Annotated in this window: 17 protein-coding genes and 1 tRNA gene; 13 read left to right on the top strand and 5 right to left on the bottom strand. The window is 64.7% G+C overall.

Features of this window, described 5'->3' with window-relative positions; all coding sequences use genetic code 11:
• Positions 1 to 3 precede the first annotated feature (3 nt).
• From M9955_08485 to M9955_08470, 4 genes are all read left to right on the top strand, one after another.
• On the top strand, positions 4 to 777 hold the full coding sequence (locus tag M9955_08485) for an ABC transporter ATP-binding protein (GenBank protein ID MCO5081680.1): 774 nt from the start codon (positions 4 to 6) through the stop codon (positions 775 to 777).
• Entirely contained in the window at positions 774 to 1,532 is a 759-nt protein-coding gene (locus tag M9955_08480) for an ABC transporter permease (GenBank protein MCO5081679.1), read from the top strand. The genes M9955_08485 and M9955_08480 overlap by 4 nt, the downstream gene beginning before the upstream one ends.
• A gap of 76 nt (positions 1,533 to 1,608) precedes the next feature.
• Entirely contained in the window at positions 1,609 to 2,298 is a 690-nt protein-coding gene (locus M9955_08475; protein MCO5081678.1) for a hypothetical protein, read from the top strand.
• Between the two features lie 412 nt (positions 2,299 to 2,710).
• Complete coding sequence (locus tag M9955_08470; protein MCO5081677.1) at positions 2,711 to 3,241, top strand: dihydrofolate reductase family protein; 531 nt, start codon at positions 2,711 to 2,713, stop codon at positions 3,239 to 3,241.
• 138 nt (positions 3,242 to 3,379) lie between these two features.
• Here the strand turns inward: M9955_08470 and M9955_08465 are convergent.
• A tRNA-Ser gene (locus tag M9955_08465) sits at positions 3,380 to 3,469 on the bottom strand.
• Between the two features lie 264 nt (positions 3,470 to 3,733).
• Here M9955_08465 and M9955_08460 point away from each other — a divergent pair.
• The 3 genes from M9955_08460 (at position 3,734) to M9955_08450 (ending at position 5,949) form a co-directional block, all read left to right on the top strand.
• Complete coding sequence (locus M9955_08460) at positions 3,734 to 4,060, top strand: hypothetical protein (protein MCO5081676.1); 327 nt, start codon at positions 3,734 to 3,736, stop codon at positions 4,058 to 4,060.
• Positions 4,061 to 4,102: 42 nt separating this feature from the next.
• Entirely contained in the window at positions 4,103 to 4,768 is a 666-nt protein-coding gene (gene msrA, locus M9955_08455) for a peptide-methionine (S)-S-oxide reductase MsrA (GenBank protein MCO5081675.1), read from the top strand.
• Positions 4,769 to 4,959: 191 nt separating this feature from the next.
• Complete coding sequence (locus tag M9955_08450; protein MCO5081674.1) at positions 4,960 to 5,949, top strand: BMP family ABC transporter substrate-binding protein; 990 nt, start codon at positions 4,960 to 4,962, stop codon at positions 5,947 to 5,949.
• An 81-nt stretch (positions 5,950 to 6,030) separates the two neighbouring features.
• Here M9955_08450 and M9955_08445 read toward each other — a convergent pair whose 3' ends face one another.
• Positions 6,031 to 6,234, bottom strand: coding sequence for a SlyX family protein (locus M9955_08445; protein ID MCO5081673.1), 204 nt, complete (start codon positions 6,232 to 6,234; stop codon positions 6,031 to 6,033).
• Between the two features lie 171 nt (positions 6,235 to 6,405).
• On the opposite strand from M9955_08445, the gene M9955_08440 reads away from it, so the two are divergent.
• The 6 genes from M9955_08440 (at position 6,406) to deoA (ending at position 12,643) form a co-directional block, all read left to right on the top strand.
• Positions 6,406 to 7,938 carry an ABC transporter ATP-binding protein gene (locus M9955_08440; protein MCO5081672.1) on the top strand — a complete coding sequence of 511 codons (1,533 nt, stop codon included), beginning with the start codon at positions 6,406 to 6,408 and terminating at the stop codon, positions 7,936 to 7,938.
• On the top strand, positions 7,935 to 9,062 hold the full coding sequence (locus M9955_08435; GenBank protein MCO5081671.1) for an ABC transporter permease: 1,128 nt from the start codon (positions 7,935 to 7,937) through the stop codon (positions 9,060 to 9,062). Before M9955_08440 ends, M9955_08435 begins: the two co-directional genes overlap by 4 nt.
• Position 9,063: 1 nt before the next feature.
• Positions 9,064 to 10,035: an ABC transporter permease gene (locus M9955_08430; GenBank protein MCO5081670.1), complete on the top strand. Its 972-nt coding sequence runs from the start codon at positions 9,064 to 9,066 to the stop codon at positions 10,033 to 10,035.
• Positions 10,036 to 10,132: 97 nt separating this feature from the next.
• Complete coding sequence (cdd, locus tag M9955_08425; protein ID MCO5081669.1) at positions 10,133 to 10,525, top strand: cytidine deaminase; 393 nt, start codon at positions 10,133 to 10,135, stop codon at positions 10,523 to 10,525.
• The gene (locus M9955_08420; protein MCO5081668.1) at positions 10,522 to 11,319 is read left to right on the top strand and encodes a purine-nucleoside phosphorylase; all 798 of its coding nucleotides are present in this window, start codon (positions 10,522 to 10,524) and stop codon (positions 11,317 to 11,319) included. The genes cdd and M9955_08420 overlap by 4 nt, the downstream gene beginning before the upstream one ends.
• 4 nt (positions 11,320 to 11,323) lie before the next feature.
• Positions 11,324 to 12,643, top strand: a complete 1,320-nt coding sequence (deoA, locus tag M9955_08415; GenBank protein MCO5081667.1) for a thymidine phosphorylase — start codon at positions 11,324 to 11,326, stop codon at positions 12,641 to 12,643.
• Between the two features lie 10 nt (positions 12,644 to 12,653).
• On the opposite strand, the gene M9955_08410 is transcribed toward deoA, so the two are convergent.
• The 3 genes from M9955_08410 to M9955_08400 form a co-directional block, all read right to left on the bottom strand.
• The gene (locus M9955_08410) at positions 12,654 to 13,238 is read right to left on the bottom strand and encodes a TIGR02281 family clan AA aspartic protease (GenBank protein MCO5081666.1); all 585 of its coding nucleotides are present in this window, start codon (positions 13,236 to 13,238) and stop codon (positions 12,654 to 12,656) included.
• 90 nt (positions 13,239 to 13,328) lie between these two features.
• Positions 13,329 to 13,958 (bottom strand): uracil phosphoribosyltransferase, encoded by a 630-nt coding sequence (gene upp, locus M9955_08405; GenBank protein ID MCO5081665.1) that lies wholly within the window; start codon positions 13,956 to 13,958, stop codon positions 13,329 to 13,331.
• 107 nt (positions 13,959 to 14,065) lie between these two features.
• A complete protein-coding gene (locus tag M9955_08400) occupies positions 14,066 to 15,046 on the bottom strand; it encodes an adenosine deaminase (protein MCO5081664.1) in 981 nt (326 codons plus the stop codon).
• Between the last annotated feature and the right edge of the window lie 19 nt (positions 15,047 to 15,065).

The raw sequence follows: 15,065 nt of genomic DNA, 5'->3' as shown, positions 1-15,065 counted from the left end.
TTTATGCCGGGCGCCGTTCAAGCGCGAAGGCTCGATGTCGGCTATCCAGCCTCCGGACGCGCCATCAAGGTGATCAGCGGCCTCGATCTCGACATCGAGGCCGGCTCTTTCGTGTCGATCCTCGGTCCGTCGGGCTGCGGCAAGTCCACCCTGCTCAGGGTCGTGGCCGATCTGATCGCCCCTCTGGGCGGCAGCATCAGCGTGCTCGGCGAGAGCCCGCGCCAGATCCGCTCGCGGCGCGATGTCGGCTTTGTCTTTCAGGACTCCACGCTGCTCCCTTGGCGCACCGTCAGGGACAATGTGCTTCTGCCGCTCGTCGTGGGACGCGCCAGTCTCAGCCGCGCCATCGAAGATCGAAGCAGCCAGTTGCTCGACATGATGGGGCTCGCCGCCTTCGCCGACCGCTATCCGCACCAGCTGTCGGGCGGCCAGCGCCAGAGGGTCGCCATAGCGCGCGCCCTGCTTTGCGAACCGAGGCTCCTGCTCATGGACGAGCCTTTCGGCGCGCTGGACGAGATCACGCGGGACCGGCTGAACGACGAGTTGCTGTCGCTCTGGCGCAAGACCCGAATGACGATCCTCTTCGTCACACACTCCATCGCCGAGGCCGCCTATCTCGGCGAAAGGGTGCTGGTGCTTGCCGCCAATCCCGGCCGAATCCTGGCGGACCACGACCTGCGGCAGATCAAGCGGGAAGGCAATCGCTGTTCCCGCGAAGATCCGGAAATCGTCGCCACGATGGCGGGCCTGCGCGCCGCACTGGAGGCCGCGTCATGACGGCGGACCGGACGATGTCGCCGGCGATGGGTTTCGCCCTGCCTGTTCTCGGAGCCGCGTCGCTGATCCTCGCATGGCAGTTCCTGCTGCCGCTGGCGGGTGTCCCGGCCTATGTCGTGCCGACGCCCACCGCCATCTTCGCGGTTTTCGCCAAGAGCGGCGGCCTGCTGCTCGGCAATCTCTGGCCGACCGCCATCGAGGCCGTCGCCGGCTTCATCATCGGAAATCTGGCGGCGATCCTTCTCGCCGTCGTGTTCGTGCACAGCAGGACCATTCAGGCCGCGTATTTTCCCGTCGTCCTGTTCTTCAACACGATTCCGGTCCTTGCCCTTGCGCCGATCATCATCCTCATCTTCGGACTCGGCATGACGCCGAAGATCGTGATCGCGGCCGTGATCTGCTTCTTTCCGACGCTCATCAACATGATCCGGGGCCTGGATTCGGCCACCTCCAACGAGCACGAACTCTTCCACATCCTCTCTGCCAGCCGGTGGGAGATTTTCTGGCGTCTTCGCCTGCCGCGCGCCATGCCTCTCCTCTTTTCATCACTTCGCATCGCTTCGGCCACTGCGGTCATCGGCGCGATCGTCGGCGAGTGGATCGGGTCGGACAAGGGATTGGGCGCACTGATCATCCAGGCGACCTTCAACTATCAGTCGGACAGGCTTTACGCGGCGATCGTGATGTCCTCGCTGTTGTCGATCCTGCTGTTCTCGCTGGTGGTGCTGGCCGAACGCCTGACGGTACGGTATTGAAGCCCGAGCGGCGGCGAGCGGGTGACATGCAGCCGGCCTGCGGTTCCCTCCGGCGTGGAACGAAACAGGAGGCCCTTTGCGCGGCTTTGATCTCAGTTCCTGGCAGAGCGTCCTCCTGTCGGTGATCGGCGTCGCGCTCTTCGCGCTGATCAGCATCGGTATCCGCCTCCTGATGATGTTCACGATCCAGCAGCGTCGTGAACGTGTGAACCGGCAGATCAACGAAAGACTGCGTACCCTGATCGCGGCATACAAGACGCTTGGCGGCTCGTTCACGGGCGATCTCACTGTCGATCCGAGTCACCTGCGGGATCTGCGGCGGGAGATTCCGGAGACGGCTGATGAAGATTCGGCAAGCGCCAAAAGCGCTGTCGCGGGAGGCGAAACCGGATCGGATCGCCGCCGCCGGATTCGGGACGCCGTCGAAGCCGCTCTCTCGGACATCATATTGCTTGGCACCGAGGAGCAGGTGCGGCTTGCGGCCCGCGCCGTGGACGAAATGGTCGCCGGACGGCCCGTCCGCATCCACGAACTCGTCGTTTCGCTCCGCAACTTCATCCGTGAGGCACTCGATCTGGCTCCGATTCCCGCTGATGTCGCGCTGCCCGACCAGGGTCCGACGCGCCCGTCCGCGTCCGGCTCCCGCGCAAGGAGCAACCGCGAGTCCGGCGGCCGGGGCGGCGGAGCGGGAGGAATGGGCGCTGGCGGCGGAGGCGGCGGCATGGGCGTCATATTGACCGATCAGGACAGCTCGCAGGATCGTTAGCGCCGCCCTGCAGTACGGCCTGCGCGGGCCATACGATTACAGGCGCGACCCTTTCCAGAGCAGCGGCGTCGACGTCTGTCTCGCAGCTGTCCTGATAGAGCTACGAGTGGGGCATGTTACGGCGGCCAAATGCGCCAACTGATCCGCACGCGCCTCCCTGAATTAGGGGCGATCTGTGACGCTTGCCACATAGACCCGGTGACGTGTCGATCTTCGGAAAAGCGAACTCTCGCGGCGCGCAGGACATCGGCCGTCAGCAGATTCGCGGTAGCGAAGGGATCGGCCATCAGCCGTTCCCGCTCTCTCAGAGCTTTCTCAGCCGGGAAAGGCGGCGGCGGTTTACGGCCAGCTTCACTTTCTGCCTCACGCTGCTCATACTGTTCGTGAAAATCTGGGGTGGAGAGTTAGGACCATGGCGAAGCTCGTCTTCGGAATGAACCAGTCCCTGGACGGTTACGTCGACCACCTGGAAATGCGAACAGGTCCCGCGCTTTTTCGTCACTGGATAGAGCACGTGCGCGATCTGACCGGCAGCGTGTACGGCCGCCGCATGTATGAGACCATGCGTTATTGGGACGAAGACCGTTCTGAGTGGAACGCGGAACAATACGAGTTCGCTGCGGCGTGGCGGCGCCAGCCGAAGTGGGTCGTGTCGCGAACGCTGAAGTCAGTCGGTCCCAACGCCACACTTGTAGGGGATGACATCGCGGGGGTGGTACGCGGGCTGAAGTCCCGGCTCGCTGGGGAGATTGCCGTTTCCGGACCGGACTTGGCACGAAGCCTGACCGACCTTAATCTTATTGATGAGTATCGGCTCTACTTCCACCCCGTCGTGCTCGGCCGCGGCAAGCCATTCTTTGCCGGTCCCCGGCCGCAGCTCCGCCTTGTGGCCAGCGACTTGATCGACACGGACGTGATCAGGTTGACCTACGTTCCCGCTTGATCACGCAACTCGCCCGACGGATCGCGCCAACGCAACAGGTCCGCTTCGGATCGAAAGCAGCTATTGCCGCGCTACGCCAAAAGAGATCGAGCTACGGGGCAACGGCAATATCGCAACGAAGGAGCAATCGGCGACTTATGGCGGAGAGAAAGGGATTCGAACCCTTGATACGGTTTCCCGTATACACGCGTTCCAGGCGTGCGCCTTCAACCACTCGGCCACCTCTCCGCGATCGCCAGCTTCATTGGCAAAGCGATGCGGGGCTCATCTAGTCGATCCGAAGCCATATGCCAAGCGTTCGCGGCAAGGATTCGCGCTGGCGCATCAATATCGAGGCATTTGGCGACGCGTTCCGGCACCGCGGCCCGACACGGATGTCGATCCGCTCTTTTATCCGGCCGCCCTGTCACGATGTGATGATCCCGGAGAGCCGTTCCATTGCGCGTGGCGCCCGCCCGCACTATTTCTTGCATATCCAACGCAGAACCGCAGATGATCCGTTTCCTGTTCCGCCTTCTGTCGACTGTCGCGCTGGCGATCGGCGTCGTCATGGCGGTGCTGGACGCAACACGCACGGTGGCGGCGTCGGCCATCGTCATGACGCCGCTCGCCACGAGCTGGGCGGCCTTTTCGCCGGGAACGCTGGACGAAGCCGAGGCGTTCGTGACGCGGACCTTCGGGACGGCGTTCTGGGACCCGGCGCTGACGTCGGTGCTGGCGCTGCCCGGCTGGTTCGTCTTTGCCGCGCTTTCGCTTCTGTTCTATGCGATCGGCCGGAAACCCGTGGCGCGCCTGGCCGGTTTTGCGCTCAAGACCTGAAAGGACACTCCGGCGCTTGCCGGAAAAGGAGACATACGGACGATGTTTTTCCTGAGCGACATGCTGAACAAGAAATACAATATGCCGAAGCCCGAGGAGGCCCTGCCCGGTCGCGACCGGCCGGTCCCGACGGCGTCGAAGCACTATGTCTCGAAGCGCGCCCTGAAAGGTCCGTATCCGGAAGGGCTGGAAACGGCCATGTTCGGCCTCGGCTGCTTCTGGGGAGCCGAGCGCCTGTTCTGGCAGACGGAAGGCGTCTGGGTGACGGCTGTCGGCTATGCCGGCGGCTTCACGCCCAATCCGACCTATCAGGAGACCTGCACCGGGCTTACCGGCCATGCCGAGGTCGTGCTGGTGGTGTTCGATCCGAAGATCGTCTCCTATGCCGACCTCCTGAAGATCTTCTGGGAGGCGCACGACCCCACCCAGGGCATGCGTCAGGGCAACGATGTCGGCACGACCTACCGCTCCGCCATCTACACGTTTGGCGACGCTCAGCAGGCGCAGGCGCTCGCCTCGCGCGACGCCTACGAGGCGGCGCTGAAGGCGGCGGGACGCGGCAAGGTCACCACCGAGATCGCGCCGGCGCCGGCCTTCTATTTCGCCGAGGAGGATCATCAGCAGTATCTGGCGAAGAACCCCTACGGCTATTGCGGGCTAAAGGGCACCGGCGTCGAGTGCGCCGTTCCACAGGGCGCGCTCGCCTGAGGCGGCCGCACCCGGCGTTAACCGCCGTTCCGGCTTTTCCGAAAGGTCAAAATTCCGCGTGGAATTTTGCGCTTGGCCGTGCCAGATTGCCGGCCAAGCGGGAAGGAAAGCCTGCGAAAGGCTCCCAATTGCCGGGGACGTGGCGCTGCGGGACCAGAGGTAAAGAAAACAACCGACAGGGTGTGGATCACATGAAGCGTATTCTTCTCGGCCTTCTGGCCGCAACCGCGATGACCGCCTCGGCCTTTGCCGCGGACATCAAGCCGGGCCTGCTGTTCGATCTGGGCGGCAAGTTCGACAAGTCATTCAACGAAGCCTCGTTCGGCGGCGCTGAAAAATTCAAGGCCGAGACCGGCATCGAGTATGTCGAGTTCGAGATCTCGAACGATGCCCAGCGCGAGCAGGCGCTGCGCCGCTTCGCCGAGGACGGCCGCAATCCGATTGTGATGGCGGGCTTCTCCTGGGCCTCCGCGCTGGAGAAGGTGGCGACCGACTTCCCGGACACCAAGTTCGCCATCATCGACATGGTGGTCGACAAGCCGAACGTCCGTTCCGTCGTGTTCAAGGAGCAGGAAGGCTCCTACGTCGTCGGCGTGCTGGCCGCGCTCGCTTCGCAGACCAAGAAGGTCGGCTTCATCGGCGGCATGGACATCCCGCTGATCCGCAAGTTCGGCTGTGGCTATGTCGGCGGCGCCAAGGCGGCCGGCGCCACGGACGTCATCCAGAACATGACCGGCGATACGCCGGCCGCTTGGAACGACCCGACCAAGGGCGGCGAAATCGCCAAGTCGCAGATCGATCAGGGCGCTGACGTGATCTACGCCGCGGCCGGCGGCACCGGCGTCGGCGTGCTTCAGGCGGCGGCGGACGCCGGCAAGCTCGGCATCGGCGTCGATTCCAACCAGAACGGCCTGCAGCCCGGCAAGGTGCTCACCTCGATGGTGAAGCGGGTCGACGTCGCCGTCTACAACGCCTTCATGGACGCCAAGAACGACGCATTCACCGCTGGCTTCAACAATCTCGGCCTCGCCGAAGGCGGCGTCGACTACGCCATGGACGACAACAACAAGGATCTGGTCACGGCTGAAATGAAAGCCGCAGCCGACAAGGCCAAGGCCGACATCATCGCCGGCACCATCCAGGTGCACGACTACATGTCGGACAACGCCTGCCCATACTGATTGGCGGTATCCTCGCGATCGAGAACGCCGGGCCTTGTGCCCGGCGTTTTTTGTTCCGCTTGATACGAATGAGCGTTTATCTCACCAGTGCGGCGGACGGGTGACCGGTATGTCGGGCGCCGACTGCTCCTCCAGCGCCAGAAAGCGTTCGGTGAGCGCGTCGACCTTCTTCTGGAGGCGTTCGATCACCTTCCATTGCTCGGCGATCTGGCCGGAAAGTTCCTCGATCGTATGCTCCTGCTCCGCCGCACGGATTTCCAGCACCGTCAGTCGATCACCCTGCATCGCCATCGAAGTCTCCCTGTACGTTTGCCGTCCCACAGGCTTCGGTTCACGCGATCCGAAATTGACAATTGTCCACGTTCCTGTCGAGAGTGCGGCAGCCGCTTGCATGGCATCGGGCGGCACGGCATGGTAGCGTTGACCAAACGATAAAAACGGGGAACGGGCCCGCGCATGGCGGACGCTGCGATTGAACTGATCGGCATCAGCAAGAGCTTCGGTCCGGTCAAGGCGAACCGCGACATCCATCTGGAAGTGCGTCCCGGCACCATTCACGGCATCATCGGCGAGAACGGCGCGGGCAAGTCCACGCTGATGTCCATTCTCTACGGCTTCTATCAGGCCGACAGCGGCGAGATCCATGTCGGCGGCAGGCCGGTTTCCATCAGGACGCCCAACGACGCCATCGCGCTGGGCATCGGCATGGTCCACCAGCACTTCATGCTGGTGGAGAACTTCACCGTGCTGGAAAACATCATTCTCGGCGCGGAGGGCGAGGCGCTTCTCGGCCTTTCCATCGCCAAGGCGCGGGCAGAACTGGCGCGGCTGGAACGCGAATACGGCCTCGAAGTCGACCCGGACGCGCTGATCGAGGAATTGCCGGTCGGCCTGCAGCAGCGTGTGGAAATTCTCAAGGCGCTCTATCGCGGCGCCGACATACTGATCCTCGACGAACCGACCGGCGTGCTGACGCCGGCCGAGGCGGATCATCTTTTCCGTATCCTCAGGCAGCTCAAGGACCAGGGGAAGACGGTCGTCCTCATCACGCACAAGCTGCGTGAGATCATGGCGATCACCGACACGGTATCCGTCATGCGGCAGGGCACGATGGTGGCGACCCGGACAACCGCCGAAACCACGGTGGAGGAACTTGCGGAGCTGATGGTCGGCCGTCGGGTGCTCCTGCGCGTCGAGAAGGGCGCGGCCCGGCCCGGCGAGATCAAGCTCGAAGTGCACAACCTGACCGTCAATGACGGCCGCGGCGTCACCATGGTAAAGGACGTTTCCTTCATCGTGCAGGCGGGCGAGATCGTCGGCATTGCCGGTGTCGCGGGCAACGGCCAGTCTGAACTGATCGAGGCCGTCGCCGGCATCCGCAAGGCGGTTTCCGGCTCCGTGCTGCTCGACGGCAAGCCCATCGACGTCACCGGCCATGCCGATCCGGCCGAACTGCGCGACCGCGGCCTCGCCCATGTGCCGGAGGATCGCCATCATGTCGGACTCGTGCTCGCCTTCGAGGAGAACGAGAATTCCATCCTCGGCTACCACGACGATCCTGCCTATCTGAAAGGGCCTTTCCTCAACATCGACGGAATCATTGCCGACGCCGAGGACAAGATACGGAAATACGACATCCGGCCGCCCAACCCACGGCTCAAGACAGCGAATTTCTCCGGCGGCAATCAGCAGAAGATCGTGCTGGCGCGTGAGATGGAACAGGACCCGGGCGTGCTGATCGTCGGCCAGCCGACGCGCGGCGTCGACGTCGGCGCCATCGAGTTCATCCATAAACGCCTGATCGCGATGCGCGACGCCGGCAAGGCCGTGCTGCTCGTCTCGGTCGAACTCGACGAAATCCGCTCGCTTTCCGATCGTATCCTCGTCATGTTCGACGGCCGCATCGTCGGCGAGCGCGGACCGGAGGCAACCGAAGGCGAACTCGGCCTGCTGATGGCCGGCGTGGAACGCCAGGAGGCAGCGGAATGAGCGCTCCCTACGCAAAGTTGCCTCGCTGGGCGGACTATGGCCTGATCCCCTTCATCAACCTTCTCGTCGCCTTCATCGTCGCGGGGCTGGTCGTGCTTCTGGTCGGCGAAAACCCCTTCCGCGCCGCTGCGATCCTCATCGACGGCGCCTTCGGCCGCGGCCAGAACATCGCCTACACCCTCTACTACGCCACGAACTTCATCTTCACCGGGCTGGCCGTGGCGGTCGCCTTCCATTGCGGCCTGTTCAACATAGGCGGCGAGGGACAGGCCTATATCGCCGGGCTCGGCGTCGCCATGGTGGCGCTGACCTTCGACACCGTGCTGCCCTGGTGGCTCAATTTTCCGCTGGCGATCCTGGGAGCGGCGCTCGTCGGCGCGCTGTGGGCGCTGATCCCCGCCTACCTGCAGGCGAGACGCGGCTCGCACATCGTCATCACCACCATCATGTTCAACTTCATCGCCGCGTCGATCATGGTCTACATGCTGGTCGACGTGCTGAAGCCGCTGGGGTCCATGGCGCCGCAGACGCGCACCTTCGAGCCGGGCGCGCAACTGCCCAAGCTCAACTGGATGCTGGAGGCGCTCGGTCTCACCGTCCGCTCGGCGCCGCTCAACGTCTCGTTCCTGCTGGCGCTGGTCATGGCCTTCCTCGTCTGGGTGCTGATCTGGCGGACGAAGCTCGGCTATGAGATACGCACCATGGGCTTCAGCCCGAAGGCGGCGCGCTACGCCGGCATCCGCGAGGCGCGCATCATCATCATCACCATGATGATCTCCGGCGCGCTGGCGGGAATGATGGCGCTGAACCCGATCATGGGCGACCAGCACCGGGTACAGCTCGATTTTGTCACCGGCGCGGGCTTCGTCGGCATCGCCGTCGCGCTGATGGGGCGCTCCCATCCGGCGGGCATCGTGCCGGCGGCGATCCTGTTCGGCATGCTCTATCAGGGCGGCGCGGAACTCGCCTTCGAAATGCCGAACATCAGCCGCGACATGATCGTCATCATCCAGGGTCTGGTGATCCTCTTCGCCGGCGCGCTGGAACATATGTTCAGGCCATGGGTGCAGACCGTCTTCGCCTCGTTCAGCCCGCGTTCCGTCGGCATCGTGAAGGAGGCCTGACATGGAGGCGGCGACCGTCCTCGTCCAGCTGCTCGACGCCACCATCCGCGTCTCGGTGCCGCTGCTGCTCGCCTGCCTCGCGGGCCTCTACTCCGAGCGCGCCGGCGTCTTCGACATCGGGCTTGAGGGCAAGATGCTGGGCGCCGCCTTCTCGGGCGCGGCCGCCGCCGCGGTCACCGGCTCGGCATGGCTCGGGCTTGCGGCGGCCATCGCCGTCGCGGTCTGCCTGGCGCTGGTCCACGGCTTCGCCTCGATCACCCATCGCGGCAACCAGATCGTGTCGGGCGTCGCCATCAACTTCATCGCCGCCGGCTCCACCATCATCCTGGGTCAGGCATGGTTCAGCCAGGGCGGCCGCACGCCTTCCCTGTCCGGGGCCGCGCGCTTCGAGACGATCACCCTGCCTGGCGCGGAAGCGGCGAAGAGCATTCCGGTCATCGGCACGATCTACCCGGAACTGATCTCGGGGCATTCCATCCTCGTCTACATCGCCTTCCTGATGGTGCCGTTCACATGGTGGGTGCTGTTCCGCACGCGCTTCGGGCTGCGGCTGCGCGCCGTCGGCGAGAACCCGGCGGCCGTGGACACGGCCGGCGTTTCGGTGGCGTGGCTGCGCTACCGCGCCGTCATCTGCACCGGCGTGCTGACGGGAGTCGCCGGCGCTTACCTCTCGGTCGCCCAAAATGCCGGTTTCGTGAAGGACATGACGGCGGGAAAGGGCTTCATCGCGCTGGCGGCGCTGATCTTCGCGAAATGGAAGCCGGTGCCGGCCATGCTCGCCTGCCTGCTTTTCGGCTTCCTCGAAGCCGCCTCGATCCGCTTCCAGGGCCAGCCATGGCCGGGCATCGGCCGCGTCCCGGTACAGTTCATGCAGGCGCTGCCCTATGTGCTCACTGTCATCCTGCTCGCCGGATTCATCGGAAAGGCCATCCCGCCGCGCGCCGGCGGCGTGCCTTACGTGAAGGAGCGGTGAGCGGTAAACCGTGAACAGAGATCAGTGCGTATGCCCCTAGCCGAATCACCCCTTGCTGTTGACCGTTCACAGTTTACCGCTCACGACCGGGTTCCCCATGTCCCATGACCTCTACCTCGCGGCCAGGTCCGCCATGGCCAAGGCCTACGTTCCCTATTCGAAGTTCCCGGTGGGCGCGGCGATCCGCACGGAGGACGGCCGCGTCTATGCGGGCGCGAATATCGAGATCGCGTCCTATCCGGAAGGCTGGTGCGCGGAAACCACGGCAATAGGCCACTACGTCATGGGCGGCGGCGGAAGGATCGTGGAAGTCGCGGTGATCGCCGAACGCATGCCGAGATGCACGCCTTGCGGCGGCTGCCGGCAGAGGCTGGCCGAGTTCACGGAGCCATCGACAAAACTCTATCTGTGCGACGAGACGGGCGTCGCAGAGACGGTCACCATGGGCGACATGCTGCCCTACGGTTTTCGCGGAGACATACTGAAATGAGCGTATCCCTTGTCGAACGCGTCGGCAGTCTCGGAGCCAGGACCGCGCTGGTGCTGGGTTCCGGCCTCGGCGATCTTGTCGATGAGGTCGACAATGCGGTACGCATTCCCTACGGCGAGCTGAGAGGTTTTCCGCAGAGCGGCGTCAGCGGCCACGCCGGCACGCTGGTCGCCGGACAATTCGCGGGCGTGCCGGTGCTGATGCTGGCCGGCCGCGCGCATTATTACGAGCACGGCGACGCCGCCGTCATGCGCCCCGCGCTGGAAGCCTTGCAGGAAGCCGGCATCGAAAGGCTGATCCTGACCAATGCCGCCGGTTCGGTGGACGCAGGCATGCCCGCAGGTTCCGTAATGCTGATCACCGATCACATCAATTTTTCGGGTTCGAACCCGCTGTTCGGCGAACAGTCGGACCGCCGCTTCGTCGGCATGAGCGAGGCCTATGACAGGCCGACGGCCGCCGCGATCGAGCGCGCGGCGGACGCCACCGGCACGCCGCTGCACAAGGGCGTCTATATGTGGTTCTCTGGCCCGTCCTTCGAAACGCCGGCGGAAATCCGCATGGCGCGCGTCATGGGCGCCAACGCGGTCGGCATGTCCACCGTGCCGGAAGTCATCCTCGCGCGCTTCCTCGGCATGCGCGTCGCGGCCTGCTCCGTCGTCACCAATCTGGCGGCGGGCATGACGGAAGGCGAGTTGTCGCATCAGGAGACCAAGGATATGGCGCCGGTCGGCGGCGCGCGGCTCGCGACCATCCTCAGGAAGGTGTTTGCCGACCGCCTGATCGAGGATTGACCCCATGCTGCCTCAGGAGATCATCCGCAAGAAGCGCGACAAGCGCCCGCTGGAGCCGGCCGAGATCGCCGAATTCGTGACCGGCGTGGTCAGCGGCGCAGTGTCGGAAGGGCAGGTCGCGGCCATGACGATGGCCATCCTGCTCAACGGCATGAGCCGCGACGAGGCGGTGGCGCTGACGCTCGCCATGCGCGATTCCGGCGACGTGCTCGACTGGTCGGACCTGCCCGGCCCGGTAACCGACAAGCATTCGACCGGAGGCGTCGGCGACAATGTCTCGATGATGCTGGCGCCGATCGTCGCCGCCTGCGGCGCATATGTGCCGATGATTTCCGGACGCGGCCTCGGCCATACCGGCGGCACGCTGGACAAGATGGATTCCATCCCCGGCTACGCCAGCCAGCCGGACAATGCGCTGTTTCGCAAGGCCGTGCTCGAAACCGGCTGCGCCATCATCGGCCAGACGGCCAACCTCGCCCCCGCCGACAAGCGCATCTATTCCATCCGCGACGTGACGGCGACGGTGGAATCCGTGCCGCTCATCACCGCCTCGATCCTGTCGAAGAAGCTCGCCGCCGGTCTTCAGTCGCTCGTGCTGGACGTGAAGGTCGGCAATGGCGCCTTCATGGCGAAATCGCGCGATGCGACGGAACTCGCCACCAGCCTCGTGGAAGTGGCGAACGGCGCCGGCCTGAAAACCTCCGCCCTCATCACCGGCATGAACGAGCCGCTGGCGTCAGCCGCCGGCAATGCCGTCGAGGTGGCGAATGCGGTCGATTTCCTCACGGGACGATACCGCGACCAGCGGCTGCTGGAGGTGACGCTGTCGCTCGCGGCGGAAATGCTTCATGCCTCCGGTATCGCCACGTCCAACCAGCAGGGTCTTCAGCAGGCCAACGAAGCCTTGGAGAGCGGCCGCGCCGCCGAGACCTTTGCGCGCATGGTCGCCGTTCTGGGCGGCCCGAGGAATTTTGTCGAGACCGCGCAAAAGCACCTGCCGCGCGCGCCGGTCGAGCTGGCCGTCGCCGCGCCCGCCGACGGTTTCGTGCGATCGGTCGAGACCCGCGACATAGGCATCGCGGTGGTGACGCTCGGCGGCGGGCGCACCCGGCCGCAAGACCCGGTCGACCACGCGGTCGGCATTACCCGCTTGCTGCCGGTCGGCCATGAGGTCAAGCCCGGCGAACCGCTGGCGCTTATAAACGCACGTACCGACGCCGACGCCCAGCGCGCCGCCGCCGAGGTTCTTGCCGCCTATTCGATCGGCGAGAGCAGGCCCGCGAAGCAGAAAGCCGTGCTACGGCGCATTTCGCCGCACGGCTGAGCGGCAGTAACTACTGCTGCAACAGCAGCGCGCCGTTCTCGACCTGGAATTTTGACAACCGGTTGAGGAAGCTCATGCCGATCAGTGCGCCTTCAAGCGCTGCATCGTCCAGCACCATCGCCTGCACGTTGTCGAGTGATATGCGGCCCACCTGCACGCGGTCGATGGTCGCGACGGCGGCCTTCGCCATGCCGTTCGCAGTCCGTACCTCGTATCTGAAATCCGCATTGGCGATCGACACCCCGATCTGACGGGCGGTTGTCCTGTTGATCGCGATCACTGTCGCACCGGTGTCGATGAGGGCATTGAGCGCTCGCCCGTTCAGCCTGAATTGGGCAACGAAGTGGCCAGTGGAATCGGAGCGGACGAGGACTTTTCGCCCGAGCATCGGCTGGCTCTCGCCCGCCGGCGCCATCTGCGTCACGGCGACCGCTGCCGTGCGTGCCGGCTGGTCCACGGCCTGCGCCGGCGCGACGTCATCCGCCATCACCGCCGCATACCAGCGTTCGACGGCGCCGGGATTGAGCTCGTAGAAGATCGGCAGCGAGGCGAAGGCGCCGACAAGTATGCCTAACATGACAAAATTCTTGAGCATGCCGACGCTCCGGATGGAAGGGCTTCAGCATACGCCGACAATCTGTGTTTGGTCTTAACGCGACACCTGCAATTTCGCGGAAGCCGGCCCTTATTTGGTGCCGTACATGCGGTCTCCGGCGTCGCCGAGGCCGGGCATGATGTAGCCCTTCTCGTTGAGGCCGCGGTCGATCGAGGCGGTGAAGACAGGCACGTCGGGATGCGCCCTGGTGAAACGCTCGATGCCTTCTGGCGCGGCCAGCAGGCAGAGGAAGCGGATATTGGTAGCGCCGCGCCCCTTGATCTTGTCGATCGCCGCGATGGCCGAATTGGCTGTCGCCAGCATGGGATCGACGACGATGACCAGACGGTCGGCCAGATCGCTCGGCGCCTTGAAGAAGTATTCCACCGCTTCCAGCGTGTCGTGATCGCGGTAGAGGCCGATATGGGCGACGCGGGCGGCTGGCACCAGATCGAGCAGGCCTTCCAGCAGCCCGTTTCCGGCGCGCAGCACCGACGCGAAAACCAGTTTCTTGCCTTCGAGCGTCGGCGCTTCCATCGCCTCCATGGGCGTCTCGATCCGGGTCGTGGTCAGTTCGAGATTGCGCGTCACTTCGTAGCCCAAAAGCAGCGAAATCTCGCGCAGAAGCCGCCGGAAGCCGGCGGTCGACGTCTCCTTGTTGCGCATGATGGTGAGCTTGTGCTGCACAAGGGGATGATCGACGACGGTGACGCCCTTCATGGCAAACGGCTCCTGACTGAAACGGCGCAACTCTATAGGGCCACGTCGATCAAGAAAACCGCCGGTTTCCGCCGAATTCCGGCTTGTCCCCGCCTTTCGCGTTCCTGTCAGCGTGGCCGGGAGGAGGCGCCGAGTTTCGCCAGCAGGGCCGATTTCGTCGCCCTGTCGACGAAGGCCGCTTCGAGCGCCGTGCGGGTGACGGCGGCGAGGTCTTTTTCGCTCATGCCAAAATGCTCGGCCGCCATGTCGTATTCGCGTTTCAGGCTGGTGCGGAAATAGGGCGGGTCGTCCGAATTCAGCGTCACCTTGCAGCCCGCCGCGCGCAGCTTCGGGAAAGGGTGTTCGGCGAAGCTCGGAAAGACGCCGAGCGCGACGTTCGAGCCGGGACAGCATTCAAGCACGACGCCGCGCTCGGCGATGCGGCTGACGAGATCGGGGTTCTCGATGGCGCGGACGCCATGGCCGATGCGCGCCGGCCTGATGTGATCGAGCGCGGCGGCCACGCTCTCCCATCCTGCGAGCTCGCCGGCATGGACGGTGATGCCGAGCCCCGCCTCGCGGGCGATCTCGAAGGCGCGGACGTAGTCTTCCAGCTCGCCGAAACGCTCCTCGCCCGCCATGCCGAAACCCGTCACCAGCGGATGCCTGCAGCGCGCCGCGAAACGCGCGGCCGCCTCCACCCGTTCTACGCCGAAATGGCGGATGCCGATGACGATCATCCGCGCCTCGATGCCGGTCTTGGCGTTGGCGCGCGCGATTCCCTCGCCGAGCGCCGTCGCATAGGCCTGCGGCGACAACCCTGCCCTTTCTGCATGGTCGGACGAGATGAAGATCTCGGAATAGATCGCGCCGTCGCGGGCGAGGCTGGTCAGATAATGGTCGGCGAGACGCGCATAATCGTCTTCGCTGCGGAAAAGACCGGCGGAAAAGTCGTAGGCGGCGAGGAATGTCGTGAAATCCGACCAGACGAACGCGCCGTCCCGGATGAAGGGAGACGGGTCCGCACCGTATTTCTGCGCCTGCCGGATGACCAGTTCGGGGGAAGCCGCACCTTCTATGTGACAGTGCAGCTCGGCTTTCAATGGCATGCAACTTCCTCGTCGGCGC

The sequence above is a fragment of the Rhizobiaceae bacterium genome (genome assembly GCA_023953845.1).
Classification (GTDB): Bacteria; Pseudomonadota; Alphaproteobacteria; order Rhizobiales; family Rhizobiaceae; genus Arvimicrobium.
The sequence above is the reverse complement of the archived record's forward strand: the minus strand, read 5'-3'. Positions and strand labels throughout refer to the sequence as shown.

Bases quoted from the DNA above. Each gene is read 5' to 3' on its own strand.
- M9955_08485 (MCO5081680.1), top strand. From the start codon at position 4: ATGCCGGGCGCCGTTCAAGCGCGAAGGCTCGATGTCGGCTATCCAGCC.
- M9955_08480 (MCO5081679.1), top strand. From the start codon at position 774: ATGACGGCGGACCGGACGATGTCGCCGGCGATGGGTTTCGCCCTGCCT.
- M9955_08470 (MCO5081677.1), top strand. From the start codon at position 2,711: ATGGCGAAGCTCGTCTTCGGAATGAACCAGTCCCTGGACGGTTACGTC.
- M9955_08460 (MCO5081676.1), top strand. From the start codon at position 3,734: ATGATCCGTTTCCTGTTCCGCCTTCTGTCGACTGTCGCGCTGGCGATC.
- msrA (MCO5081675.1), top strand. From the start codon at position 4,103: ATGTTTTTCCTGAGCGACATGCTGAACAAGAAATACAATATGCCGAAG.
- M9955_08450 (MCO5081674.1), top strand. From the start codon at position 4,960: ATGAAGCGTATTCTTCTCGGCCTTCTGGCCGCAACCGCGATGACCGCC.
- M9955_08445 (MCO5081673.1), bottom strand. From the start codon at position 6,234: ATGCAGGGTGATCGACTGACGGTGCTGGAAATCCGTGCGGCGGAGCAG.
- M9955_08440 (MCO5081672.1), top strand. From the start codon at position 6,406: ATGGCGGACGCTGCGATTGAACTGATCGGCATCAGCAAGAGCTTCGGT.
- M9955_08435 (MCO5081671.1), top strand. From the start codon at position 7,935: ATGAGCGCTCCCTACGCAAAGTTGCCTCGCTGGGCGGACTATGGCCTG.
- M9955_08430 (MCO5081670.1), top strand. From the start codon at position 9,064: ATGGAGGCGGCGACCGTCCTCGTCCAGCTGCTCGACGCCACCATCCGC.
- cdd (MCO5081669.1), top strand. From the start codon at position 10,133: ATGTCCCATGACCTCTACCTCGCGGCCAGGTCCGCCATGGCCAAGGCC.
- M9955_08420 (MCO5081668.1), top strand. From the start codon at position 10,522: ATGAGCGTATCCCTTGTCGAACGCGTCGGCAGTCTCGGAGCCAGGACC.
- deoA (MCO5081667.1), top strand. From the start codon at position 11,324: ATGCTGCCTCAGGAGATCATCCGCAAGAAGCGCGACAAGCGCCCGCTG.
- M9955_08410 (MCO5081666.1), bottom strand. From the start codon at position 13,238: ATGCTCAAGAATTTTGTCATGTTAGGCATACTTGTCGGCGCCTTCGCC.
- upp (MCO5081665.1), bottom strand. From the start codon at position 13,958: ATGAAGGGCGTCACCGTCGTCGATCATCCCCTTGTGCAGCACAAGCTC.
- M9955_08400 (MCO5081664.1), bottom strand. From the start codon at position 15,046: ATGCCATTGAAAGCCGAGCTGCACTGTCACATAGAAGGTGCGGCTTCC.